Annotated in this window: 20 protein-coding genes; 6 read left to right on the top strand and 14 right to left on the bottom strand. The window is 40.4% G+C overall.

Annotated elements, in window-relative coordinates; all coding sequences use genetic code 11:
- Positions 1–2 precede the first annotated feature (2 nt).
- The 8 genes from NQZ71_RS03080 to NQZ71_RS03045 form a co-directional block, all read right to left on the bottom strand.
- The gene (locus tag NQZ71_RS03080) at positions 3–428 is read right to left on the bottom strand and encodes a YwqH-like family protein (protein ID WP_144455078.1); all 426 of its coding nucleotides are present in this window, start codon (positions 426–428) and stop codon (positions 3–5) included.
- The gene (gene essA / locus NQZ71_RS03075) at positions 428–940 is read right to left on the bottom strand and encodes a type VII secretion protein EssA (protein WP_186304057.1); all 513 of its coding nucleotides are present in this window, start codon (positions 938–940) and stop codon (positions 428–430) included. The genes NQZ71_RS03080 and essA overlap by 1 nt, the downstream gene beginning before the upstream one ends.
- Positions 927–4,019 carry a type VII secretion protein EsaA gene (gene esaA / locus NQZ71_RS03070; protein WP_317011279.1) on the bottom strand — a complete coding sequence of 1,031 codons (3,093 nt, stop codon included), beginning with the start codon at positions 4,017–4,019 and terminating at the stop codon, positions 927–929. The genes essA and esaA overlap by 14 nt, the downstream gene beginning before the upstream one ends.
- The gene (essC, locus tag NQZ71_RS03065; protein ID WP_317011278.1) at positions 4,019–8,485 is read right to left on the bottom strand and encodes a type VII secretion protein EssC; all 4,467 of its coding nucleotides are present in this window, start codon (positions 8,483–8,485) and stop codon (positions 4,019–4,021) included. Before essC ends, esaA begins: the two co-directional genes overlap by 1 nt.
- A 40-nt stretch (positions 8,486–8,525) precedes the next feature.
- Positions 8,526–9,689, bottom strand: a complete 1,164-nt coding sequence (essB, locus tag NQZ71_RS03060) for a type VII secretion protein EssB (RefSeq protein ID WP_317011277.1) — start codon at positions 9,687–9,689, stop codon at positions 8,526–8,528.
- Positions 9,690–9,703: 14 nt separating this feature from the next.
- Entirely contained in the window at positions 9,704–9,943 is a 240-nt protein-coding gene (locus tag NQZ71_RS03055; protein WP_317011276.1) for an ESX secretion system protein YukD, read from the bottom strand.
- 177 nt (positions 9,944–10,120) lie between these two features.
- Positions 10,121–10,414 (bottom strand): WXG100 family type VII secretion target, encoded by a 294-nt coding sequence (locus tag NQZ71_RS03050; RefSeq protein WP_127738928.1) that lies wholly within the window; start codon positions 10,412–10,414, stop codon positions 10,121–10,123.
- Positions 10,415–10,699: 285 nt separating this feature from the next.
- Entirely contained in the window at positions 10,700–12,037 is a 1,338-nt protein-coding gene (locus NQZ71_RS03045; protein WP_144455072.1) for a 6-phospho-beta-glucosidase, read from the bottom strand.
- A gap of 111 nt (positions 12,038–12,148) precedes the next feature.
- Here NQZ71_RS03045 and NQZ71_RS03040 point away from each other — a divergent pair, with 111 nt between their 5' ends.
- Positions 12,149–12,904 (top strand): MurR/RpiR family transcriptional regulator, encoded by a 756-nt coding sequence (locus NQZ71_RS03040; protein WP_127738926.1) that lies wholly within the window; start codon positions 12,149–12,151, stop codon positions 12,902–12,904.
- A 153-nt stretch (positions 12,905–13,057) separates the two neighbouring features.
- On the opposite strand, the gene NQZ71_RS03035 is transcribed toward NQZ71_RS03040, so the two are convergent.
- The 3 genes from NQZ71_RS03035 to NQZ71_RS03025 all read right to left on the bottom strand — a co-directional run bounded on the left by NQZ71_RS03035 (position 13,058) and on the right by NQZ71_RS03025 (position 14,812).
- Positions 13,058–13,513, bottom strand: a complete 456-nt coding sequence (locus NQZ71_RS03035) for a threonine/serine exporter family protein (RefSeq protein ID WP_144455071.1) — start codon at positions 13,511–13,513, stop codon at positions 13,058–13,060.
- An 11-nt stretch (positions 13,514–13,524) separates the two neighbouring features.
- Positions 13,525–14,289: a threonine/serine exporter family protein gene (locus NQZ71_RS03030; RefSeq protein ID WP_317011275.1), complete on the bottom strand. Its 765-nt coding sequence runs from the start codon at positions 14,287–14,289 to the stop codon at positions 13,525–13,527.
- Between the two features lie 196 nt (positions 14,290–14,485).
- Positions 14,486–14,812, bottom strand: a complete 327-nt coding sequence (locus tag NQZ71_RS03025; protein WP_144455070.1) for a MerR family transcriptional regulator — start codon at positions 14,810–14,812, stop codon at positions 14,486–14,488.
- 248 nt (positions 14,813–15,060) lie between these two features.
- On the opposite strand from NQZ71_RS03025, the gene NQZ71_RS03020 reads away from it, so the two are divergent.
- The 5 genes from NQZ71_RS03020 to NQZ71_RS03000 all read left to right on the top strand — a co-directional run bounded on the left by NQZ71_RS03020 (position 15,061) and on the right by NQZ71_RS03000 (position 20,672).
- Positions 15,061–15,198 (top strand): hypothetical protein, encoded by a 138-nt coding sequence (locus NQZ71_RS03020; RefSeq protein ID WP_164849666.1) that lies wholly within the window; start codon positions 15,061–15,063, stop codon positions 15,196–15,198.
- A gap of 216 nt (positions 15,199–15,414) precedes the next feature.
- Positions 15,415–16,827, top strand: coding sequence for a M20 family metallopeptidase (locus tag NQZ71_RS03015; protein ID WP_317011274.1), 1,413 nt, complete (start codon positions 15,415–15,417; stop codon positions 16,825–16,827).
- Between the two features lie 157 nt (positions 16,828–16,984).
- Positions 16,985–17,758, top strand: a complete 774-nt coding sequence (locus tag NQZ71_RS03010; protein WP_275008271.1) for a MurR/RpiR family transcriptional regulator — start codon at positions 16,985–16,987, stop codon at positions 17,756–17,758.
- A gap of 154 nt (positions 17,759–17,912) precedes the next feature.
- The gene (gene malX / locus NQZ71_RS03005; protein ID WP_317011273.1) at positions 17,913–19,472 is read left to right on the top strand and encodes a maltose/glucose-specific PTS transporter subunit IIBC; all 1,560 of its coding nucleotides are present in this window, start codon (positions 17,913–17,915) and stop codon (positions 19,470–19,472) included.
- A 9-nt stretch (positions 19,473–19,481) separates the two neighbouring features.
- A complete protein-coding gene (locus tag NQZ71_RS03000) occupies positions 19,482–20,672 on the top strand; it encodes a MalY/PatB family protein (RefSeq protein WP_260054254.1) in 1,191 nt (396 codons plus the stop codon).
- 1,028 nt (positions 20,673–21,700) lie between these two features.
- On the opposite strand, the gene NQZ71_RS02995 is transcribed toward NQZ71_RS03000, so the two are convergent.
- The 3 genes from NQZ71_RS02995 to ald form a co-directional block, all read right to left on the bottom strand.
- Positions 21,701–22,684, bottom strand: a complete 984-nt coding sequence (locus NQZ71_RS02995; RefSeq protein WP_144455066.1) for an ABC transporter permease — start codon at positions 22,682–22,684, stop codon at positions 21,701–21,703.
- Complete coding sequence (locus tag NQZ71_RS02990) at positions 22,681–23,622, bottom strand: ABC transporter ATP-binding protein (RefSeq protein WP_144455065.1); 942 nt, start codon at positions 23,620–23,622, stop codon at positions 22,681–22,683. Before NQZ71_RS02990 ends, NQZ71_RS02995 begins: the two co-directional genes overlap by 4 nt.
- A 201-nt stretch (positions 23,623–23,823) precedes the next feature.
- Complete coding sequence (ald, locus tag NQZ71_RS02985; protein WP_144455064.1) at positions 23,824–24,960, bottom strand: alanine dehydrogenase; 1,137 nt, start codon at positions 24,958–24,960, stop codon at positions 23,824–23,826.
- Positions 24,961–25,078: the final 118 nt, after the last annotated feature.

Genomic DNA, 25,078 nt, shown 5'->3' with positions numbered 1-25,078 from the left:
AATCACAACATCCTTTTAATTTCAGATATTTTATTTGTGACATCGTCATACATATCTTCGCCAAGCTCGAATAGTTTTGATGCTTCACCAACAAGGCCGCCAATGCCTTGAAGACTGGTTTTTTCTATTTGCAGGAGGTTGATCTTGCTTTGGATCGAGCTTTGATATTGTGCATATTCTAAGTTTCCAATATAGCTCATTGCCAGATACACATCGTCTCGCTTCCCGTCAAACTCATCTGCTCGTTGACCAACCCAATTATTGTTTAAATCAGGCTTTTTTAGCTGCCTAATTTCCTCTAGCATTGTATCCTGCTCGTTTTCCACCTTCTGTTTAGCTGATTTTAATCTTTGAATTTTGTGCTCAATATCGTCTATTTTGCCGTTTACATCACCTTTTAGGCTTGCGAGCATACTTGAAAGACTCATTAATTATCACGCATCCTTTCCCCTTGTTTGGCTGTCCGATAGAAAACAGTTAAAACGATGCCTAGCAGAACAATACAGACAGCAATTAGAATGCCTAGAAATAAGGATAATGAGGAATTAGCATCAGACTGTATGTCTTCTGTTTTCCCCATTTGCGCAGTCTCATCGTCTCCTGTAAATAAGCCAAGCTGTTCGGCATTCTGTTCAATTTTATTTGTTGCCGCCTTTTGGAAAAGTTTATCTTTAACATCATCAGCAGAAAAGGTCTTTTCACCTTCGAATGTCAGCTGCTTCTGTTCTTCAGGAATTTCAGATTTGCTCGTTGAAGAACCATCTTCATCGAGCAAATTAGTATTCTTATCTGTTGATTTCCCTTCATATTCATTTGGTGCCAATTCATCAATATTGGATTTTGTTTCTGCATATGCCTTTTTCATATTTCCATAAGAAAAATAACCATTTATCCCCATAAAACAAACTACCAAACAAATCATCCATTTACATCGTCTCATTTGCTCCCACCTCATGCTCCATGCTGCTAGAGCCCTTATAGCGCTCAATCAGCACTTGCAGTATTACAAGAAGAAGCAATGTAAACACTAAAATGATAGCAGCAGGGGCAAATAAGGATTCCGTGCTGTACTGAATGGAAATATAGACGTTGCTCATCGGATCTGCAAATTTAAAGTTAGGTGTGCTCAATGCCAGCAATGGTGTAACGTACAGGGCAATTACGCCTGCAGTCACAAATAGGCCGACAAGGCGATGCAGTGAAAACGCAGCTGTAATTAGGCCTGAGCTGACCATTAGAAGCAAAATAGTAAACACAGTCCATTCCATTGTTGCCTGCTCTGCCAGCTGGTATATTTTCAAGCCGTATAGGCTGATGATAAAGCCGACGAGCGTATTCACAATGAAGAACAATGCTGTGCGTACCCAATATGGCAGGCTGCTGAAATAATAGGTTGTATAGCCGATCAACAAGCTGCTTAATAAAACGATAAACAACACAACCACTGGCGGAACCGTATTTGTTTCAACCTTCTCAGAAGTTCCTGCAGTAAGCTGCAGCGGACTTGAAAGGAAGTCATAAACAACGCCATTGGATTGGTCATCAACAAAGGCATTGCCCAGCACTGAAAAGACGTCATCTCTTATTAGCTCTGTAGATTTAACATTTGTTGACCATTTATTGTTCAACACATCTGCATCTGTTTGAACAGCAGATACTTCTTGATGGAGTCCATTTGTGTATTCAATAATTGTCTCTTGGCTCTCGCTTGCATCCTGCAGACCATTATGGAAGGAATTCATTTGCTCTTGAATAACCTTATAACTCGTGGCGACACCAGTGCCGCTTGCCTCAGCACTTAAGTTACCAGCTTCATTTTGCGTTGGCTGCTGGATTTGTTCGAGCAATTGATTCGCATCAGCTTCCATTGAAGTAAAGCTATCTAAGAGCTTGCCCTGGTTATCCTCAACTGATTTTTTGTAATCTGCCATAAACACTGTGAATCTGTCATTTAAAGCAGATAATCCGTCGCGCATTGTCGGCGTTTCCTCTTCGATTTGATTCCAATAGTTATTTTCCGCATCACTCACTTGGAAAATGGCTTGGATTTGCTGAAGAAACTTGTCATTTGCCATAACTTCCTCTTTTGCTGAATTTTGGCCAAGCATACTCGATAATGTACCTTCATACTCATTTAGGTATGCATAATAGTAAAGAAGATCTACTACCTTACCTGTTGCAATATCCTTATCAAACCAATTCTCCAGCTCCTGTTTTCGGTCTGCTGAAAGGGCGTTTGAAGCTATAATAGACTGTTCCTTTTCTTCAATTACATCCAATATTGCTGTCATGTTATTAGCATATTGGGACAGCTGCTCCCTTAGCTCATTATTGACTTCTGTTAAATCCTCTGCATAATCTATTAATCTTTCTTTTTGTTTCGTCAGCTCATCAAGCTGTTTATTCAAGTCTTCATTTTTCGTTTCCAACTCTGACAGGCTTGTTGTATTATTGTCGAGCTGGCTCGTTAAATCTGCAATTTGAGCAAGCAGTCCTTTAACATAACCTTGCTGGTTATCTCCACTTGCTTTCAAGCTTTCGTTCACTTTAAATACACGTTCATTAATAGCCTTCAGCTGTTCAACTGCTTGGGCTATTTCTTCACTAGTAGTGCTTCCGGCCATGCCTGTGAGCTTGCCTTCAAGGTCTTGTAAAGCAGCTTGTATTCCCTCTAATTCCTTGTGCTCATTAGCCTCTGCATTAGAGTTTCCAGACTGCTGTTCCTGACCCTCGCCAGATTGCTGGGATTCGCTAGCTCCAGCTTGTTCACTTACAGCCGCAATCACTTCGTTGCCTTCACCACCAACCGGTTTCTCACTATCTGAACCTTCTTCTCCTGTTTCTGGATTATCCACGCCCTCTTCCTCAGACATTTCAGCAGGCACTTCCGGATTCTCCGGTGGATCTTCTGGCAGCAGTACTTCATCTCCTTCTGACAAGCCTTGCTTAGCAGCTATAAGATTACCTTGCAAGGAGTTAAGGGACTTTGTATCAACTAGTTGCTGATAGTAGTCTAAGAGATTGCTTTGATACTGGTTGTAAGACAGCAGCTGGTTTTCGGCAGTATCAACCCGCTCCTGCTTTGTTTGCAGAAGCAGACTTTCATTTGTCTGCAGTTGGCTGTTTAAGTCTGTCATTTGCTGCAATACTGTTTGTTCATTTTCATTTAACAAGCTTTGTGTTTGCAGATAAGGTGATTTCTGGTTCTCCGTTGCTGTGCTTATATTTGCTACGGCATCCTCTTGAATGCTTGCAAGGAGCTTTTGCTGCTCCTGCTGGTATTGTTCATATGCTTGTACATTTTCAACAAAACCAGTTAAGTCTTCTGAAAAGGAGTCAGCCGAAGCCTCCTGATCTGTTCCTTGGTCAGCAACTTGGCCAAAGGAGCTCTTAATATTCTCGAGCATCGCTTGCTGTTCTTTGATTTGATCTGCCAAATCCTTTGAGCTCGGCTTATAGAAGGCAAGCATTGTCCCTTGGAAATCGACCTCCTTTTGCAAAATCTGGTCGAATTCCTTTTTCACTGAATTCATGTCTGTTGCAACATAACTCCAATATAGAGAGGAAAGCCGTTGATTTGTCCGCTTTGTTGCTTTTTCTACCTCCAGCTTCACCTTCTCTGTATTAACAGCATTTAGTTGTGTTTGTAATTTATAGTCGAAGGTTACCTTGCTTGGATTAGCACTCTCATAATCCATCACCTTTTTAGAAAAGTCAGATGGAATATAAATGACCGCATCATATTTATTGCTGCGCAGCCCGCTTTCTCCGGCACTTCTGCCGACAACACTCCAATTATAAGAAGAATCCTTCGCTAGAATGCTCGCAGCACTTTCACCTAAATGAATTTCCTCTTCTTCCCCTTCTAAGCCAACATCTTCATTTACGATGGCAATTGACTTTGTTGCATTTTCCTTCTCCTTTAACGGATTTTCCCCAATTGCCTTAAAAAAAAGCAATGGAGCACCGATTATAAGGACTAGCGCAATAATTATCTTCCATATAGGAAAGCCCTTCACTATAGGCTCACCTTCCTTTCCACTAACATCAACGGAATTTGGATTCTCTTTTCTTTGCCATTTTCCACATAGTATCCAAACCCTGGCTGAACTTCCTGTTCCTGTCTTTCATAGGTAAGTGTGAACAGTGTCTGCTCTGACTTCTTCATAAGAACAAGTGCCTGACGAACCTGCTTCAGCTCCAGCGTCAGCGGATCATAGCCTTTTGTCAGCTCATTATTTGTTCCAGAAACAACAATATGGAAGCCAAGATGACTGTAATTTTTCATAAGGCGGACGATGTTTTCTTGGATGCGGTTATCAACTTGCTGCAAGAACCTGCTGTATCCATCAATAAACATATAGATGAACGGCTGAATTTCTGGCATTCTGCCGCTGCGTACAGCCTCCTCGTAGTCTGATTCTCTCTGTTTTAACACGCTCTCCACATTTTCAAGCCAAGCAGAAATACTATCCTTATTATCAATAAAGCTGACTGTGTCCCTATCAACAACATGAGAAAGACTTCTATCAATAGAATCAAAGATTGCTAACTTTTCCGTTTGCTGGCGTGCAGCCTCACTTAAGATATGCTGCATAGCGTTTGTTTTTCCCTTTTGGGCCTGGCCGAGAATTAAACAGTGGTTCATTTTGGCAAAGTTGATGCTGACAGGCTCAACGCTCTCCTCTTCCAAGCCAATCGGAATCAAGCCTTGCCTTTGCTCCTTCACATACAGATAGAATTGCTTATTATTCAATTCAGAAGGCAGCATTGGCACAGCTTTCGGCTTTTCAAATTCGTTATACTTCTGTTTTAGCGCATCAATTTCTTCTTTCAGCAACCGCAATTGCTCGTACTCATCAAGTCCAATATTCGGCAGCAATATTTGCGAGAAAAAGGCAGCATCTTTTTTGATGATTGCTCTCCCTGGGATAGGCTCTGGCTCAAATGGTACCCTGCCAAGAATTGAGTATGCCTCCGTGTTATCCATTAAGTAATGGACAATTTTTGTTCTGAGATTGTTCATTAGCGTTTGTCTAATGGAATTGACTCTCGTTGCACTGAAAATCATATAAATGCCGAGTGATTGGCCATCCCTTGCAAACTGGTTCATCTGTGCTTCAAAATCATGCATTTCATCTTTTACTACATCATAGTTATCAATGACAATAAACCATAATGGCAAGATATCCTCAGCAAGAGTGTTATACATCTTGATTGAGCTTACCTCCATTTGCTGGAACAGTCTCTTTCGTTTTGCCATTTCACTCTTAATAATGGCGACAAATTTATTTGTCTTACGCTGTTCATCCATAAGGAAATAGTCTGCTGTATGCGGAAGCTGCCTTAATGGCATTAAGCCTCCATTCCCGAAATCAAGTAAATAGAAATGTGCTTGCTCTGGGCTTGCCTCTGCAGCAATGCCCATTAGCAATGTAATCATTGTTTGGGTTTTACCATAACCTGATGAGCCAAAAATTCCAATATTGCCATCCTCCACCCATTCATACGTATACGGAGACTGGCTTTGTTTTTCTGGCTCATCGACCATTGCGAGCAAGACCTTGTTATCTTCTCTTTCATTTGCTATATCTGGCTTATATATACGCGGAGATAATGGCGGAAGCCAAGGACTTGCAATTTTTTGAAGTCCTAGCTTATGCTGGACTGCTTCAATTTCCTCCACAATTGCTTCCATTTCTGTAATGGACTCTTTCCCCATTGTTTCTTGTAAGGAAAGCTCTGATAAAGGCACAAGTCCAAGATCAGTAACAAGAGCAACTTCATCCTCATTAAGAGATGCTTCATCTTTATAGGCCGCCCCGCTCCAAGCAGATTGAAATAGTTCGTACACCTCATTATTGCCAACTTGCAAATACCCTCTTCCTGTAACCGTTAAGCCGGAAGCATCTGCATTTTTGAGAATTTCTCTGCTGTCCTCTGCATTCTGAACCTTCAACGCAATACGGAAGCGGGCATTACTCCAGATTTGAGCATCAATTATGCCGCCTGGCTTTTGCGTCGCCAAGATTAGATGGACACCAAGGCTTCGCCCGATTCTCGCAGCACTGACTAACTCTTGAATGAAATCAGGCTGTTCACTTTTCAATTCAGCAAATTCATCTGAAATCAGGAACAGATGCGGTAATGGTTCTGTACTCTTATTCTGTTTATAAAGGCGTGTGTAATCATTAATATGATTCACCTCGTATTTGTCAAAAAGACGCTGGCGCCGCTTAAGCTCACTCTTAATGGAAGCCAATGCACGCTGGCTGAAGTTTTTACTTCCTTCAATATTCGTAATAGTCCCAAGCAGATGGGGCATATTTTTGAACGGCTGGGCCATTCCTCCGCCTTTATAGTCGATGAGCAGGAAGGCAACCTCATGCGGATGAAAGTGGACAGCAAGGGATAATATATACGTCTGCAAAAATTCACTTTTCCCTGACCCTGTTGTCCCTGCCAATAACCCGTGAGGCCCGTGGGCTTTTTCATGTAAATTTAACCGAACTACATCTGTTTTCCCTTTTAGGCCAATTGGAACAGCAAGAGATTTAGCTGACTGATTGTTCTCCCAGTTTTCTTGGATAGGTATATCCTTAACATCCTTTTGTTGGAGCATTTCCATAAAAGATACGCTTTCTGGAATCGAGTTGGTAACTCCAACCTGATGATTCAGAGTCCTTAGCATTCTGGCGAAATATTCATTGTTCTCATACTTATGGACATCAAGCTTGAAAGGAATTTCAACAGCCTTTTTGTCCTGCATTAAAATATCCCCTTGAGAGGCATTTATATATCGGACAAGTGTATGAATATTATCGGAAAAGCTTTCCTTCGCTTCTGATGCAAAAATGACAGATATACCGAGATGCCTGTGCTCACCCTCCAGGTATTCTAGGATGACATGCTCAGAAATGAGCTGCTGGTTGGCAATGATGAAAATATAGTGCGGTGAGAACAGTAGCTTTTCCTTATCCTCCTCCAAATCTCTCTCCCGAATCATTTCATAAATCGAGCTAAGAAGCTGATCTCTCGTGCTTTCGTTATAAATCATGCCCTTTGCATGTGAATTCGGAAGCTGAAAATGGGGCAGGCGTTTCATCCACTCCCATGTGCTGTACTCCCTCTCATCAAAGATAAAGATAAAGCGGACGTCATGATAGCTGTGGAAGAATGCAAGTTGACCAACTAGCTGGTGAAGCTCATTTTTTAAGACTGCTTCTTTCCCTATTAAACCAATCGCACCTTTTGAAAGATCGACAGTGACAGGCAGAGGCTCAAGCTCCTGATAGGTCTTCTCAAGCTGCTTTGACGCCTCCATTAGTTCATCCATTTCTCTGTTAGACATATCTTGTGAGCTCACGTCGATTTTGTAGCTTGCTGGCACCTTTCCTGTACCGATACGGAATTGTAAAAAATCCTGGCTTGTTAATGTCCGTTCCCAAATCCTGTCCGAAACTTCGGCGACCATATATTTCATCCGCTCAAACTCTGGAAAATGAAAATCAAGTACTTCACGTTGCTTTTCTGCAAGCAGGTGAAGCTCTTCTCGCTTCTCATTTAAATAGTTTGTATAAATGCGGCGCCTTCTGAGCTCCCATTCTTTGCGGTTTGCTTTATCCTTAAAATACTGAAAGATTGAAGTGAATAAAGTTGTCGCAAACATAACAAGAGAAACGACAATAAATATTCCTCTTGGTATAAAAATCGCAACAATTCCCATAACGATAAGCATCATTAAGGGCGGAAGGATTATTAACCATAAAGGTCTTTTTGTATGCTGTGCCTCCTGTCCTGGAAAGGTTAGTTGAACCTTTTCCTTTGGAAGTTCATACACCATTCTCGGTGTTCGTCTGTACAGTGGATAGCGTTTTTTCATTTCTGATTGATGAGGCTTAATTTCTTCCAGTGTTGTTCCATATTCTTTTACAGTTGCAATGGATAGAAGATCTTCATCTAAAAGTGTAATTTCCATCCCATTCCAGAGGAGAATGTCTCCAAGCGCCAATTCACTGTCTGAATCCAGTAAATGGCCATTAAGAAATACTCGGGACTCTCCTTTCTTTACTGTGCATCCTTCATGAACATCAATTAAAAAGCCAGCTGACAGCTCATCTTGGTCCTCTTGCAACCAAAATTCCGAATCATTCTCACGCTCTGCTTGTTGTGCTGCAAAGTAGATTTCTTTCCTTTTTCCTATATAAAACGTTGTGTTAGGAATTTCTTTTATTAAAACCAGTTCAATAATTGCAGACCCTGCCTTAACATTGTGCTTTTCCTTTTCTTGAATTTCGACCCATTTCTTTTCATGTTGATATGTCGCAACTCCATTTTTATCAACAGCTACTGTCAATTGGCCTTCCCAGCCTGGTATAGCCATTGTGATACCCATTTCTAGTGCTGTGCCCATTGTTATTGACTCATTCTTATCTAAATAGGCTTTTTCGTATGTATCATCGTGAAATACAAATAATGTGTACATCTTGTAATCCCCTTTTTAATCACTGCCAGTAAATAAACGATTATGATTCGCTATCTTCCTCTTGCTGATATTCTTTAATCTCTCGGTCGATTTCATCCATCTTTTGCTGGCGTTCTTCACTGTCCATTGATTCATCAGCAGATATATTTTCCCGATAATTTATGAGGGCAAAAACAATGAGATCTGTCTCCTCGAGGAATCTAGCAGTCTTAAGCGCCTCCTCTCCTTGTCCTCTTCCAATTTGTATCCAATAATCCAAGTACTTAGAATCAGATTGCAGTGTGACTGTATTACGGACAAATTTCTTTTGCTCATCTGTCAGGTTTTCATTGGAGATGTAAGACATAGCCAGTTCAAACTTTGCAACCTTTGGCAATTGGTCAATTTCATAAGGCTGGAGCGTACTGATTACATCACTGTAGGAACTAGAAAGGTATTGTTCTTGTGCCGTGATGATTCTGGCCTGCTTTGGCTGCAGAAAAAAGATAGAATAAAAGGAATAAATAATGGCTGGCACAAGCAGAATACTCACAGCAATCAGGCTGTTTCGAAACCAATTCCATTTCTTTTTTGTCACTTCTATATAGTGAGAGGAAGATTCCTTATCCTTCCTAATAAACTCCTCTATAATCTGTAACAGGGAGGCGTATGACGGAGCATCCAACACCTTTTTGCTGTCTTCACTCAATTCCAATGTCTTTTCATATTGGAGATATTCCTCAAACGAATGGGAGATATCTACCCACGAAGCAGCAAGCGCTTTAAGCTCATACCAAAGCCGCTCTTCCTTTTTTTCATATGGAGGCAGGCTCTCTTTAACTCCATAATGAAGGAAATACGGGGTCATCCCTTGGTCCACGACAATGTTTTCTGGGCTAATAAAAAGATGCAGCCTTGAAACGCGGTGATCCTTTACTTTATGAATCAATTGATATATTACTTTTAGCCTGTCTCTTTTCGGCAGTTTTTGAACAGATGTACCATATTGATAGGTACTTGGAATATCTATGCTTATTGAAAGAGCATCCTCTAATACATTTATTTCCTTATGGAGCTGTTTATCCAAATCCTTTAATATAAAGACTTCACCTTCTTCATCCATCTTTATCTTTTCGATTTGAAAGACGAATGAAATGCGATTTTGATCTTTTTTTATCAACGCATCTAATTTATTTTCTAAGTATGTACGTTCATTTTGCGGCATTTTCTATACCATCCTCATAAAATTTCAATAATATCTCCAGACGTTATTCCCGCATCTGCCAACCGCCTATTTCCCGGGAATACCTTTTGTTTATTCTTTACACGCACCCAATACCCTGATCTCGGGACGCTGTCTATATGTGAAACCTGCCATGATACGTCAACCAATTTTTTTATTGTGTAGAAGTCTGATAAGCGCAAGTCGATTGTTTCCTTATCATACTTATGTAAATCGACCGTTACTTCTATATACATATTTTTCCACCTCGAAATATAAAGGAGCGCTTTGAATACAAGCGCTCCTCCAAGGGTTTAGTTTGTTTATTAATATACACACGGCTTTTTACAAAGCTACATCCGCCATTATTTCGTTACCCATCATGCATACCTCATGAAGAAGCTCTAAGCTCTAACGATATTAAGTTCAGTCACTTAGCCGCGAATTTGATTGGCAATTTGTGCATCAGCATCTTCTAGTGCTTTTGCTGTGCTATTCAATTGTGAGGATATATCCTCTAGCAATTGCTGCATTTTAAGGAATGAAGGGCGAAGTGATTGATATTGCTCACTGAACGCCTGGCTTGATTGACCTTCCCACATGCTTTCTAATTCTTGGATCATTTGATCCAAACGAGTGACTTGTTCACCAACTTGACTTCCCTCGCTTGCGTAACGATTTGACATGCTAATAAGCTCTTCAGGAGTTACTCGAATGATTCCTGCCATTTTTCCTCTCTCCTTTAAAAATAATTTTAGCTATCATTCTTTATTACTATGTAGCTAATAAAAAACAAACATCTATATAATAATTACCATAATTCAATATCCAAATAAAGGATAAAGACAAAAAACACCCATAAATGCATTTATTTTCCTATACGCTACATAGTCAATAGGACATACCTTCTCTTTTCCTAGCACAAGCTTATAGTAAAATAGTTCCTTTTTGTTTTTCTCGATAAAAAAAAGGAGTGTCTTCTGGGACACTCCTCTTTTTTGGCTATCAATTTATTAAGATAGTACTTTATCTTCTTTAAAGAACTGCGGTAAATGCTCTTTATGTGCTTCAAGCATTTCATTCAGAATTTCTTTCGCAACTTTATCAGAAGGCAATAGCGGGTTGATTGTTAAAGCAAGCAATGCTTTATCATAATCGCCTGTTACAGCTGCTTCTGCTGCTACTCTTTCAAAGGACTTGATTTGTTGTACCAATCCTCTGACAGGTACAGGAAGATCGCCGATAGAAATCGGTTTAGGGCCGTCCTTTGTGATGACACTGCTGATTTCAACTGCTGATTCATCTGGAATGCTGGCAATTGCTCCGTTATTGATTGTGTTAACAGGCTGGATGTCACGCTTGTCATTGTACATAGAGTCAATTAGACTGCAGGCTGCATCACTGTAGTATGCTCCACCGCGCTTTTCAAGCTGTGGCGGTTTAATAGCAAGGTTTTCATCCTTGTAAAGTTCAAACAGCTCTTTTTCCAGCTTTTGCACAACCTCTGCACGTGTACCTTGTTCTGCTGCTTCCTCGTGCTCGTGCTCAAGCATTTGTGCCTGCTTGTAGTAGTAACGGTGGTATCCGCATGGAATAGCCCCAAGTGCCTTAATAAAGTCTGGATCCCAGTCAATTGCAGCAATATTACGCATAGTCGCACTTGCATGCTTGCCGGATGTCATTTCATCAAGCACTTCTTTTGTAACATCTTTACCGTCAAGATATACATGAAGTCCATATACCATGTGGTTCAGTCCTGCAAAATCAACATGTACACGTTCAGGTTCAACTTCCAACAGCTTAGCTACACTCATTTGGATTGAAATCGGAACATTGCACAAGCCAACAATTTTTCTCCAGTTGCTGTGGCGAAGCACTGCTTCTGTCACCATTCCTGCAGGGTTTGTAAAGTTGATGAGCCAAGCATTTGGACAAAGCTCTTCCATATCTTTAACAATATCAAGAATAACAGGGATTGTGCGCAAGCCTTTGAAAAGACCGCCAGGCCCATTTGTCTCTTGTCCGATTACATTATATTTTAAAGGAATTCTTTCATCCTTCGCTCTTGCAGCCAACAAACCAACTCGGAATTGAGTTGTTACGAAGTCTGCATCCTTTAACGCCTCTCTGCGGTCAAGTGTTAAATGAACTTCAATTGGCAAGCCTGCTTTTTTCACCATACGCTTTGCTAAGTTACCGACAATCTCCAACTTCTCTTGTCCTTCTGGAATATCTACAAGCCAAAGCTCACGTATTGGCAGAGAGTCATATCTTTTAATAAATCCTTCCACAAGTTCTGGTGTGTAGCTAGATCCTCCGCCAATCGTTACAATCTTAATTCCATTGCTCATCTACGAACGCCCCTTTTTCTTATTTTTGGGTGTGCAACCCTTTTCAATTTCTAAATTTGTTATAATAAGATTATCTAAGTTGGAGTAAATCTTTTTAATGGATGTGTTAATATGTTTACAAATGAGCAGATTCAAACCTTTTCTGATCTAGAATACGAGCTTTACAATTACATCATGAAAAATTCCCGTGAAGTAACCTATATGAGAATACGGGAACTCGCAAATGAAACTCATGTCTCCACAACAACCATACTTCGTTTCTGCAAAAAACTAGGCTTCGATGGCTTCACAGAATTCAAGGTTCATCTGAAAAATTATCTTGCAGAAGAAGAAACCTACCGTTTAAACAATACATATACGACGGTCTCCGACTTTGTAGAAAGAACATTATCAGCAAACTATGAAACTAAAATCCGAGAAATTGCCGAAGTAGTGGCAAAAGCGAAAATCGTCATTTTTATCGGTGCAGGCACTTCAGGTGTAATTGCAGAATATGGCGCAAGGTTCTTCTCTGGGCTTAAGAAATTTTCTCTTCATATTAAAGACCCATATTTCCCAATTTATAGCCACTATATAACTGACAGTGTCACGATCGTGCTGTCTGTGTCAGGCGAATCTAAGTCAACAATGGAAAAGCTTGACCGCCTTAAGCAGGATGGAAGCATCATCGTAAGCTTGACGAATCACTCTGACAGCTCGCTGGCCAAAATGTCTGATTATAACCTCGCCTATTATATAACGACGGAATATTTAGGAAATGTCAATTTAACGACTCAAATACCAGTCATGTTTCTGATTGAACGGTTAGGAAAAGAAACCTTTGACTATATGCAATCCTCCTTAATTGACAGGGATGAAGGGAAATAGCAACGCTCCCTTTTGCTTTACATCTATACGTTACAACGCTTGCAATACATAGTAAATACATCTTCCGTATTTAGTACTTAGTCACACCGAATGGAACTTGTTACTTTATAGGAACAACCTGTTACATAACTAAAAAAGCAATGGAAGCACTCCTTAGATGCTTCCATTGCTTTTTCTAGTTTTTCGTTTATACATTAACTGATTGATTACTTCAGAGAACATTAATCCTATTGCAATGGATCCCGATATTAAAAAGGCCTTGGCAGCAAGGCTGACAGCGTAGTAATAGTCGTTTTCCACAAATTTTCTCATTGCATCATACGCCATCCCGCCTGGTACGAGTGGAATAATTCCTGCCACCGAAAAAATGATGACAGGTGTCTTATACCGCCTTGCGAACACTTGACTGAGTACTGCCACTAAAAAAGCACCAATGATTGTTGCTGGAACCTCATCGATGTGCAAAGAGACAGAGCCCCAATAGGCTACCCAGCCGAGCATTCCGATAAATCCGCATTTCACTAGCAGTTTTGGCGGTGTGTGGAAAATCATTGCGAAGGCAAAGGATGCAATGAAGCTTGTAATTGCTTGTTCTATTAATTCCCACATATCTATTCTCCTTAAAATACTACGAATACTACCGCAATTCCTGACCCAATTGCAAAAGCTGTTAAAAATGCCTCTGCCCCTTTTGAGATGCCGGAAACTAAGTGGCCTGCCATTAAATCCCTGACAGCATTTGTAATTAGCAACCCTGGCACTAGCGGCATGACCGAGCCAATAATAATTTTATCTGTTTGTGCGCCAAAACCGATATGAACGGAGCCAAAGGCAATAAGACCGATGAGCACTGCTGCTAAAAATTCCGCAAAGAATTTAATTTGGACAACGCGGTGAAAATACACAGAGCATAAAAAGCCTGCACCACCTGCAATAACAGCCGCAAAAAAATCCTGCCATATTCCTTGAAACATGATGAGAAAGCACCCGCTTGCAATGGCAGCAGCAATAACTTGCGCCAAATCTGAATACGTTTTGCTCTCCTTATCTACATCTTTTAAAAGATGATATGCCTCTTGTAAAGGGATATTCCCGACACTGATTTTTCTAGAAATATCGTTAACCTTCATTACCTTTTCAAGGTTCGTTGTCCGTTCAATAATCCGAATCAGCTTTGTTTTTGTCGGTTCCTGACCCGCTAAAGAAAAGATGATACCAGTAGGTGTAACAAAGCTGTCCGAATCCTCCACTCCATACGCTTTTGCAATGCGCGTCATCGTGTCTTCCACTCTGTATGTTTCCGCACCGTTTTTTAACATAATCCGCCCAGCAAGCAAACAAACCTCTATAATTTCATACGTTTTTTCCTTGGATATATAGTCCATGCCAACTCTCCATTAATTGAACATTCTTTGAAGTTATCTTTTACCATCTACAAGTTTATATGAGAAGAACACCTATAATCAATAGAAGAATCTAGTTATCGCTTAAGATTTCCTGTATGTGAACATATAAAAAGCCCTTTAATTAAAAAGGACTTTTGCTTACCCGAGGCTTATTATAGGAAGTTGCTAGGCTTACTCAATCTTTTTGGATACCAAACCTGGCGTTGATTTGACCGCGTAACATTTGTTTTTTTATTTTGCGCTCTTCCTCTTCGCGGGTTTTCTTAATTATTTCCTGGCGAATTTCGTGGGTCCTTACTCCTTCTTCCCGCTTGTTGGCAATCTCAATTAACCGTTCCACATCTGAAAAGGAATATTTACGATTCCCTCTTTCAGGCCTTTCAGGAAAAATAAGCTTTCTTTGTTCATAATAACGAATTTGCCTTTCTGTCAAACCAGTCAGTTCACTAACAACACCAATCGTGATTACTTTCCTTTTTTTGTAGGATGGCTCATGATCCATATTATCATCTCACCTCATGAAGTAATGATTTCTACCATTAATGTAATTATAATACGATTACACAAAACAAAATTGATTCTTGTCATATAATCTAACGCAAAATTCAAAAAATGGGTAAGAATACCTGACAATATAGATGTTTTTTTAGAAAAAATCTTTTAAAATACTTATATATAATCGATAAATATTTTTTCTTTTGTTTAATCTGAGGAGAATGGATAATTTTACACCGAAAGGAGCTATATGCAATGATCAACAAAGAAGCAATCGAATTAGCAAAAAAAATTGTCGAGATCGACCTTCTTCGTGATGAGATATGGGAGAACTTCGCAGCAGTTGCAGGAGACAACGCCCATGATATTCTTCGTATTATTCAAAACAGCTAATTTCACATAAATAATTCATCCATTGCAGGCAGCTTGAAAAATACAGGTTATGCTTGTAATGGATTTTTTTATCCATATATATGTATATAGATAAAACACGCCATTAATCTCTCTTACATATGTTAGGAAATCTAACGTTATTTTAATGGATGTAAGCTATAACTGCAAGTAAATGTCAAAATTTTTTTAATTTTTTATTAAAAGGAGGAAGTTTGCATGAGTAACTTGTATTGGATTACCGATTATTTAGAGGAAACAAAAGCAAAATGGAGCACAATAAGTGATTATATTTGGGATCATCCAGAGACAAGATTTGAGGAATACGCATCTGCCGCTTACTTAAGAACAGCTATACAGGAAGAAGGCTTTACGATTAATGAAAATATCGGTGGAATGGAGACTGCGTTTATTGCAGAATACGGTTCTGGGAAACCCATTATCGCTTTCCTCGGCGAATTTGATGCCTTATCCAGTTTAAGCCAGGAAGCAGGAACAGCCATCCAGAACCCTCTCGCTCAAAACGGAAATGGACATGGATGCGGGCATAATCTCCTTGGTACAGGAGCCCTCGCTGCTGCCGTGGGACTTAAAAATTTTGTTGTAGAAAATAATATCCCATGCACCATCCGATTTTATGGCTGCCCAGGAGAAGAAGGTGGATCAGGAAAAACATTTATGGTTCGAGCAGGAGCGTTTGACGATGTAGATTGTGCATTAACTTGGCATCCAAGCGGTATTACCTCTGTAATGAACACGAGCTCGCTTGCTAATATCCAAGTATATTTCCGTTTTAAAGGAAAGAGCTCACATGCTGCCGGTTCCCCTCACTTAGGTAGAAGCGCCCTTGACGCAGTTGAACTGATGAATATCGGCTCCAATTATTTAAGAGAGCATATTATTGATCAGGCGCGAATCCATTATGCCATCACCAATTCAGGCGGACTTTCTCCAAATGTCGTACAAGGCTTTGCAGAAGTGCTTTATTTAATACGTGCTCCACAAACAGATACCGTAATGGAATTATTCGAAAGAGTAAAGGATGTAGCAAGAGGTGCTGCCTTAATGACAGGGACAGAGCTGGAGATTGTTATAGATAAAGCTTGCTCTAACTATATTCCGAGCAATACGCTCAATTTAGCCATGCAAGAGGCGATGCTCGAGGTAGGCCCAACAAAGTTTACAGGAGTAGAAAAGCAATTCGCCAAGGAGATCCAAACAACTTTTAGCACAGAAGAGCTAAACGAAGCATATATTCCTTTAATCGGCATTGCAGATAGAAATACCCCTCTGTTTGAGGATGTTCTTGCATATGATGAGACAGTCTCTCTCATGTCAGGCTCAACAGATGTAGCAGATGTCAGCTGGGTAACACCAACAGCACAATGTAATGTCACAACATGTGCTCTTGGTACCCCATTTCATACTTGGCAGCTAGTGGCACAAGGAAAATCTAGCATTGCACATAAAGGAACTTTACAAGTTGCAAAAATTCTATTCCTTACTGCTGCAAAAGTACTGGAGGAGCCAGAGCTTCTTCTTAAAGCAGCAGATGAGCTTAAGCAGGCTGTTGGCGACAGTGGCTATGTCTGTCCTATCCCAGATGAAGTGCAGCCAGCAGCTGCGAGATAATCTGTATTATCTACATAAGCCGGGACCCTACTAGGTTCTGGCTTATTTCCTGCCATAAGCTTAAGTACTTTTTTTCAGTAATTGGCCTTATAATAAAAAGGAAAGCGTATACTTCAGGATGGTTTGTCCTCCTAATAAAGTGCTGGAGCTGAACAGTTTGAAAATCCTCTTAAAACGTCTCGCCCAATACAAAGGCGAGCTTAGCCAGTTAGAAAAACAAGTACTAGACTATATCATTGCAAACCCAGAGCAAATCGCCACTTCCAGCTTAAATGCGCTGGCAAAAAACTTATTTATTTCAACAGCAACAATTAGCAGAACATGCAAACGCATTGGATTCAGCGGTTTTCAGGATTTAAAATATACGTTAAATAAAGATTCCGAACAGGAATTATATGAAGCTGCCAAGCCTAGTTTAAGCTTTCTGTCCTCCCATATGGAACGGGTTCAGCAGGAAATGGAATGGACACTAGAGCATATTAATGAAGCGCAAATACAAAAGGCTGCTAACTTTATACACGAAAGTAACTTCATTGAATTCTTTGGCGTAGGAGCATCTCTGCCTACTTGCATAGACGCTGCTAGAAAGCTGACATTTTCAGGAACTATTTGTAATGCTAGAGAAGATTGGGACGAACTAAGATGTGTTGCGAAGAGGCTTTCCAATAAGGATTTGGCAATACTAGTTTCCTATAGCGGAGAAACAGCTCATATACTAGAGTTCGCTGCAATTTTAAAGGAACGAAACGTAAAAACCATTGCTATCGTCGGCAGAAAAAGCAGCCGGCTGAAGGATTTAGTCAACATAACATTTCATGCGCAAATACAAAACTGTTATCTCGGTGACCTTGATATGAGTTCAAGATTTCCTTTAAGTATTTTGTTAGATTTCATCATCCTTACAGCCATAGAATCAAGGAAAAAAAGTTAGCAGGCTTCGAAGGCACAGTCCTAGAAGCCTTTTATTAATGTAAAAATAGCTATACAAAAAATGTATACCCTTACAAATTATTCGAAACTGATTGTTCTTCTTTTCTAAGGCAGTTACTCTTAACACAAATATATGTATTTGGAAGGAGTAAGTGATGATGAAAAACGCTAAATCACGTTTTTGGGAATTTTTCCAAGGACTCGGAAAGACATTCATGCTTCCAGTAGCCCTGCTTGCATTCATGGGACTTATGTTAGGAATCGGCAGCTCCTTTACGAGTCCATCTACAATTGAAGCTCTGCCTTTTCTTGATAACCGCTTCCTGCAAACGATATTCCGGTTCATGTCTACAATTGGAGGCTTTGCTTTTACTTATCTGCCTGTTTTGTTTGCCGTTGCAATTCCGCTGGGACTTGCACGTTACGAAAAAGGAGTCGCGGCCTTTTCTGGGTTTGTAGGATATGTCATTATGCATTTATCCATTAACTTTTATTTATCAGAAACAAAAAGCCTTGCTGCAGCTGAAGCATTGCGCGAAGCTGGTCAAGGCATGGTAATGGGAATACAAACGATTGAAATGGGGGTACTCGGCGGTATCATCGTCGGCGTGATTGTCCATTTGCTGCACAGCCGCTTTTATAATATTCAGCTTCCAGATGCATTCGCCTTTTTTGGCGGAGCAAGATTTGTGCCGATTATCACTTCCCTTTCATTAGCTGTTGTCGGCATTTTAATTCCAATCATTTGGCCGATTTTCGCAATTGCTATCACTGGCATTGGTCAACTTATTCAGAAATCCGGTGCATTTGGACCATTTATATTCGGAGCTGGTGAACGTTTATTGCTGCCATTTGGACTGCACCATATACTTGTAGCAATGATTCGTTTTACGGAAGCTGGTGGCGTTCAGGTTGTTGACGGACAGACTATTGCAGGAGCCCTGAATATTTTCTATGCCCAGCTGCAAAGCGGTTCGCCAATCAGTCCTTCCGCTACCGCCTTTTTATCACAAGGGAAAATGCCTACTTTCATGTTTGGCTTACCAGCCGTGGCACTGGCTATTTATCATACAGCACTTCCTGAAAAACGAAGTAAGATTAAAGGGTTGTTAATCTCAGGTGTCATCGCCACATTTGTGACTGGTATTACAGAGCCAATTGAATTTTTGTTTCTGTTCCTGGCACCTGCCCTTTACGGCATCCATGTCATCTTAACAGGTTTAGGATTTATGACAATGCATTTGCTCGGAGTAGTAATTGGAAACACAGATGGCGGCATTCTCGACTTCATTATTTTCGGTGTCTTGCAGGGAACATACACAAAATGGTATCTCGTTCTCGTTGTAGGAGCTGTTTGGTTCGCCCTTTACTACTTCATCTTCCGTTATGCCATTATTAAGTTCAATCTGAAGACACCTGGCCGTGAAGATGAAACAACTGCAACATCGAAGGAAGAATTAACTCATAAGAAAAAAGGTAAATATGATGCAAAAAGAATTTTAACTGCTTTAGGCGGCAAAGAAAATCTCGAAACATTGGACAATTGTATCACCAGACTGCGTCTTGTTGTTCAGGATATGAGCAAAATTGATGAGCAGGAATTAAAGGCCTGCGGAGCACTTGGTGTCGTGAAGCTGGATAATCATAATGTACAGGTCATTATTGGCACACAAGTAGCTTCTTTAAAGAACCAGCTGGAAATAGAAATGGAGTAGGAACCGTTTATGACATATTCTTTTGATCGTATCACAGATAGAACTGGCACATACTGCACACAGTGGGATTATATTGAAGACAGATTTGGAGAAGCAAAGCTCTTACCGTTTTCTATTTCAGATACAGACTTCCAAACACCGCCAGAGGTAATGAATGCTTTAACTAAGCGTTTGGAGCACGGCATTTTCGGCTATACAAGATGGAATCACAAGGAATTCAAAGCATCTATTCAAAAATGGTACAGAGAGCGTTTTTCCACAGAGCTAGATGAGGATTGGATTGTTTATAGCCCAAGTGTTATTTATACGATTGCAAAAATAATCGAGATGTTAACAGATAAAGAAGATCATATCGTGATACAGACTCCGGCTTATGATGCCTTCTTTAAAATGATTACGGATAATAACAGACAAATATCAAGAAATCCATTACTTGAGGCTGACGGAAAATACGTGATTGACTTTGCTGACTTAGAAAAAAGGCTTGCCCACCCAAAAGCAAAAGTGCTGTTACTATGCAGTCCTCATAATCCGACAGGCAGGGTTTGGACAGCAACAGAGCTTGAACAACTAGTTAGTCTTTGCCAAAAATATCACGTTTATATTATTAGTGATGAAATTCATATGGACATCGTTATGCAGCCAAATAAGCATATTCCTATTATCAGCAAAGCAATGAACTTACAAAACGTATGCATTTGTACCTCTGCTAGTAAAACATTCAATACTCCAGGATTAATCGGCTCTTATGCCATTATTCCTGGAGAAACAATAAAGGACGAATTTTTACTAACATTAAAAAACAAAGATGGTCTTTCCTCCACAAGCATACTAGGTTTAACGGCAACAATAGAGGCCTATCAATCATGCGGCAGTTGGGTAGACGACATGAATGACTATATTAAAGAAAATTTGACTCTTACAAAGGAATTCCTGGAAATGAACCAGTTAGGCATGACTCTACAAATACCAGAAGCAACTTACTTAGCATGGATAAATACAAAAAAGCTGCCGTATTCACCAGAACAAATTCAGCAAGCTCTTATCCACGAAGGCAAGGTAGCCATCATGGCAGGAGAAACATATGGCGCTGACGGCAGAGGCTATTTAAGGATGAATTTAGGCTGCCCACGGCCAAAGCTCACAGATGGCTTAACCCGAATTAAACAAGCCATCCATTATCTAAATAACAACAGTTAAAAAACCGGAGAGCAACCCTCTCCAGTATCGGCTTGTAAAACAAGAATATCTTATTAATTCTATCAACATTAAAAACGGATATGGATTGGAGCGAAGGAGCGAGTCTCCTACGGGATTTGCGAGACAGGTGAGACCCAGCAGGCGCTTTAGCGCCGATGCGGCTCACCGCTCGCCCCGTGGAAAACGAACCCCTGCAGCGGAAATTAATATCCCCCTTGCTATAAATAAGTGTTTAACTGCAAACTAAAACCGGAGAGCAACCCTCTCCAGTATCGGCTTGTAAAACAAGAATATCTTAATAATTCTTTCAACATTAAAAACGGATATGGATTGGAGCGGAAGGGGCGAGTCTCCTACGGGATTAGCGAGACAGGTGAGACCCAGCAGGCGCTTTAGCGCCGATGCGGCTCGCCGCTCGCCCCGTGGAAAGCGAACCCCTGCAGCGGAAATTAATATCCCCACTTGCTATTAGTGATAAGTGTTTAACTGCAAACTAAAACCGGAGAGCAACCCTCTCCGGTTTCAGCTTGTAAAACAAGAATATCTTATTAATTCTATCAACATTAAAAATGGATATGGATTGGAGCGAAGGAGCGAGTCTCCTACGGGATTTGCGAGACAGGTGAGACCCAGCAGGCGCTTTAGCGCCGATGCGGCTCACCGCTCGCCCCGTGGAAAGCGAACCCCTGCAGCGGAAATTAATATACCCACTTGCTATAAATAAGTGTTTAACTGCAAACTAAAACCGGAGAGCAACCCTCTCCGGTTTCAGCTTGTAAAACAAGAATATCTTAATAATTCTTTCAACATTAAAAACGGATATGGATTGGAGCGGAAGGGGCGAGTCTCCTACGGGATTTGCGAGACAGGTGAGACCCAGCAGGCGCTTTAGCGCCGATGCGGCTCACCGCTCGCCCCGTGGAAAGCGAACCCCTGCAGCGGAAATTAATATCCCCACTTGCTATTAGTGATAAGTGTTTAACTGCAAACTAAAACCGGAGAGCAACCCTCTCCGGTTTTCCATAAAATCAAATGCTGATATCTCTTTTTTGGAAAAAGAAAAATGTGATGAACATAAAGATAATATAATAGACTCCAAGAATACCCAATGATATCGGCATTGTAATATTAGTTAATATTTTATCATCCATTATAAAAACAGTCTGATCCAAGTGCGGGAAAATTAACGCCTTTGTCCACGCATATTTTTCCGAAAGCCCTACAATTATAGAGCCAACCGTTGAAGAAAAGAACAGTACAAAAATACCAATTCCAACTGCAATTGCTTGATTCTTAAAGAGAGTAGACAGCATAAACGCCAATGTCAGGATAAGAATTAAACCAGGTAAATAGTAAGCCAGGTTCTGTAAAAAGTAAACACCACCGCTAACAACCTCTGGATTAAAAGCAGAATTATAGGCATAAATGTTATCATTAAACCCTGCTGTACCGAAGAAGGCAATACCCACTAAGTACCCAGCTAAAGCGAGCACAGCAAGTAGAAACACTGAATAAATGACTATTGCAACGTATTTTGAAAGCAAGATTGCCCATCTTCTATGCGGGCGAATTAACAGCTGTTTAATTGTCCCATCGGAAAACTCAGACGAGATATTTCCCGCACAAACAATTACTACAAACAATGTGATAAGAGACTTCATCGCAATTCCAAAATCACCTAAATAAGACCAGCTTGTCGTATATGGATTTACATTATCCTTCAGATTTCCATTAAAACCATCAATTTGAGATTGAATATCCTCCTTCGTCTCCTCTGACGGATATTCATCCTCTTTGAAATCATTATAGCTCGGAGCTTTTTCCATCTTCTTCTCCAGCTTGTCAATTTCTGATTGAACCTGTACCTTCCAATCATCATCCTTTTGCTGATCGCTGATTTTCATCTCAAGCACAGCACTTCCTATAAGACCAAGTATAAGAATAATAGCAAAAATCCAGCTCATCTTCTTTTCAAATATTTTTATCAGTTCATTCTGAATTAACCCGATCATCGTTTTGCTTCCTCTCCTTTTTTATTCGTGAGTTCAAGGAATCTGTCCTCTAATGTCGCTTTCGCTGCACTAATTCCGTACACAGATAATCCTTTTTCCACAAATAGTTTGTTCACAGCTGGAATGGAAGACTTCGACAGTTTTACTGTAAGCATATCCTCTTTTAGCGAAACCTCCTCAAAAGCCACTGCGCCACTTTTCAGTGTTTCTAGCGCACTAGAAGCATCATCCATCTCAAAGGCTACCTCTCTTTGCTCATCTACTCCCTCTGCAACTGTCTCATCCATGGAAGAGATGTGAATAAGCTTACCCTTTTCAATGATCGCAAAGCGATGGCACATAAGCTGCATTTCTGAAAGCAAATGAGATGAAACAAGCACAGATATTCCCGTTGCTGCCAGCTCGTGAAGATAATCACGGAATTCTCGTATCCCTTGTGGATCTAGTCCGTTTGTCGGCTCATCAAGGATTAAGATAGCAGGATTATGCAGAAGTGCTTGCGCAACACCTAGCCTCTGCCTCATCCCAAGTGAATATGTCCTTACCTTTTGATGAATAGCATTTTCTAGCTTTACAAGCTTAACTACTTCTGCGATTCTCTCCTCCGAAATCTCATTTTTTGCCATTCTTGCATAATGGCGTAAATTCTTGTAACCACTCATGTATTTATAGAATTCTGGGTTTTCCACAATAGCCCCGAGGCTGCTCATCGCATCTGCAAAAGAAGTATCGAGGTTATGCCCATTTATGACAACCTCTCCTTCTGTTCTGTTAATCAAGCTGACTATCATTCTTATAATCGTTGTTTTCCCAGCACCGTTAGGGCCAAGCAGTCCAAAAATTTCCCCTTTTTCCACCGCAAAACTTACCTTGTCCACGATTGTTTTGCTTTTAATTTTCTTTGTGAAATTTCTCACTTCTAATGCATACTGTGACATGTTATACTCCTCTCTTTTTTATCTTTTAAATCTTCGCTCTTGTTATCTCTTTATCTTTATACCCTCAGCATATCTATCCATATTGTTATACGAAACTCGCCTAATAGAAGTTTCATTTTTCTGGAAAAAATTTATAATCTTGTTAGCAGAATCCACAAAAAGCCGTACCTCCTCTTCTAGGAAGTACGGCTTTTAATATCGTTATACTGCAGTAGTAGGAATCGAATTAATTACTTCTTGAACCGGGACATATTCAAGCCCTAAATCCTTAGCTACAGGAGCGTATGTTATATGTCCATTAAAGGTATTTACACCTTGCTTTATCGCATAGTTGTTTTGGATGGCCTCGACTGCACCTTTGTTGGCAATCTGCAATGCATATGGCACGGTTACATTTGTCAGGGCAATCGTAGAAGTTCTCGGCACCGCCCCAGGCATATTTGCAACAGCATAGTGAACTACCCCATGCTTCACATATGTCGGATTATCATGTGTAGTAATATGATCAACTGTCTCAAAGATACCGCCTTGGTCGATTGCCACATCAACAATCACAGAACCTGGAGCCATCTTTTTAACCATTTCCTCTGTCACAAGCTTCGGTGCTTTAGCACCAGGAATAAGGACAGCACCAATTACTAAATCTGACTCCGCTACTGCCGCTTCAATATTAGCAGGATTTGAAATAACTGTATTTAGGCTTGACCCGAATTGATTATCAAGCTCTCTTAATCTTTCTGGATTTAAATCTAGTAATGTTACATTTGCACCAAGACCAACTGCAAGTTTAGCAGCATTTGCGCCAACAATACCACCGCCAATGATTGTCACATTGCCACGCTTTACTCCAGGAACTCCTGCCAGCAAAATCCCTTTTCCTCCATGAGGCTGTTCAAGAAATTGTGCACCAATCTGAACTGCCATTCTGCCTGCAACCTCACTCATTGGAGTTAACAGCGGCAGTTTTCCATTCACTTCAATTGTCTCATAAGCAATGCCAGTAACACCCTTTTCCGTTAAGGCTGCTGCCAATTCCTTTTCAGCTGCTAAGTGAAGATAAGTAAACAAGATTAAGCCTTTGCGGAAGTAGCCGTATTCTGATTGAAGTGGTTCCTTTACCTTCATAATCATGTCTGCAGAATTCCAGACCTCTGCTGCAGTATCCATTATTTTCGCTCCAGAAGCAGCATATTCACTATCTGTAAAACCACTGCCTGAACCAGCATTTGTTTCAACTAGAACTTCATGCCCGCCATTTAGCAAGTAAGCGACGCCAGAAGGTGTAATCGCAACTCTGTTTTCATTGTTTTTTATCTCTTTCGGAATACCAATAATCAATACAATCCACCCCTTGTTAGAATTCCTTACTTAAATTGTTAGATATCTTATAATTATAATAGGACGAATTGCGAAATTATTCTTTGGTAAAAAAGATAAAAGTAAATCAGCGCCTTTG

It is taken from the genome of Niallia taxi (assembly GCF_032818155.1).
Taxonomy (GTDB): Bacteria; Bacillota; Bacilli; order Bacillales; family Cytobacillaceae; genus Niallia; species Niallia taxi_A.
This window is presented reverse-complemented; position numbering and strand designations above follow the sequence as displayed.

Excerpts from the sequence above, each read along its gene's own strand:
- NQZ71_RS03080 (WP_144455078.1), bottom strand. The coding sequence starts at position 428 with ATGAGTCTTTCAAGTATGCTCGCAAGCCTAAAAGGTGATGTAAACGGC.
- essA (WP_186304057.1), bottom strand. The coding sequence starts at position 940 with ATGAGACGATGTAAATGGATGATTTGTTTGGTAGTTTGTTTTATGGGG.
- essC (WP_317011278.1), bottom strand. The coding sequence starts at position 8,485 with ATGTACACATTATTTGTATTTCACGATGATACATACGAAAAAGCCTAT.
- essB (WP_317011277.1), bottom strand. The coding sequence starts at position 9,689 with ATGCCGCAAAATGAACGTACATACTTAGAAAATAAATTAGATGCGTTG.
- NQZ71_RS03055 (WP_317011276.1), bottom strand. The coding sequence starts at position 9,943 with ATGTATATAGAAGTAACGGTCGATTTACATAAGTATGATAAGGAAACA.
- NQZ71_RS03050 (WP_127738928.1), bottom strand. The coding sequence starts at position 10,414 with ATGGCAGGAATCATTCGAGTAACTCCTGAAGAGCTTATTAGCATGTCA.
- NQZ71_RS03045 (WP_144455072.1), bottom strand. The coding sequence starts at position 12,037 with ATGAGCAATGGAATTAAGATTGTAACGATTGGCGGAGGATCTAGCTAC.
- NQZ71_RS03040 (WP_127738926.1), top strand. The coding sequence starts at position 12,149 with ATGTTTACAAATGAGCAGATTCAAACCTTTTCTGATCTAGAATACGAG.
- NQZ71_RS03035 (WP_144455071.1), bottom strand. The coding sequence starts at position 13,513 with ATGTGGGAATTAATAGAACAAGCAATTACAAGCTTCATTGCATCCTTT.
- NQZ71_RS03030 (WP_317011275.1), bottom strand. The coding sequence starts at position 14,289 with ATGGACTATATATCCAAGGAAAAAACGTATGAAATTATAGAGGTTTGT.
- NQZ71_RS03025 (WP_144455070.1), bottom strand. The coding sequence starts at position 14,812 with ATGGATCATGAGCCATCCTACAAAAAAAGGAAAGTAATCACGATTGGT.
- NQZ71_RS03020 (WP_164849666.1), top strand. The coding sequence starts at position 15,061 with ATGATCAACAAAGAAGCAATCGAATTAGCAAAAAAAATTGTCGAGATC.
- NQZ71_RS03015 (WP_317011274.1), top strand. The coding sequence starts at position 15,415 with ATGAGTAACTTGTATTGGATTACCGATTATTTAGAGGAAACAAAAGCA.
- malX (WP_317011273.1), top strand. The coding sequence starts at position 17,913 with ATGATGAAAAACGCTAAATCACGTTTTTGGGAATTTTTCCAAGGACTC.
- NQZ71_RS03000 (WP_260054254.1), top strand. The coding sequence starts at position 19,482 with ATGACATATTCTTTTGATCGTATCACAGATAGAACTGGCACATACTGC.
- NQZ71_RS02995 (WP_144455066.1), bottom strand. The coding sequence starts at position 22,684 with ATGATCGGGTTAATTCAGAATGAACTGATAAAAATATTTGAAAAGAAG.
- NQZ71_RS02990 (WP_144455065.1), bottom strand. The coding sequence starts at position 23,622 with ATGTCACAGTATGCATTAGAAGTGAGAAATTTCACAAAGAAAATTAAA.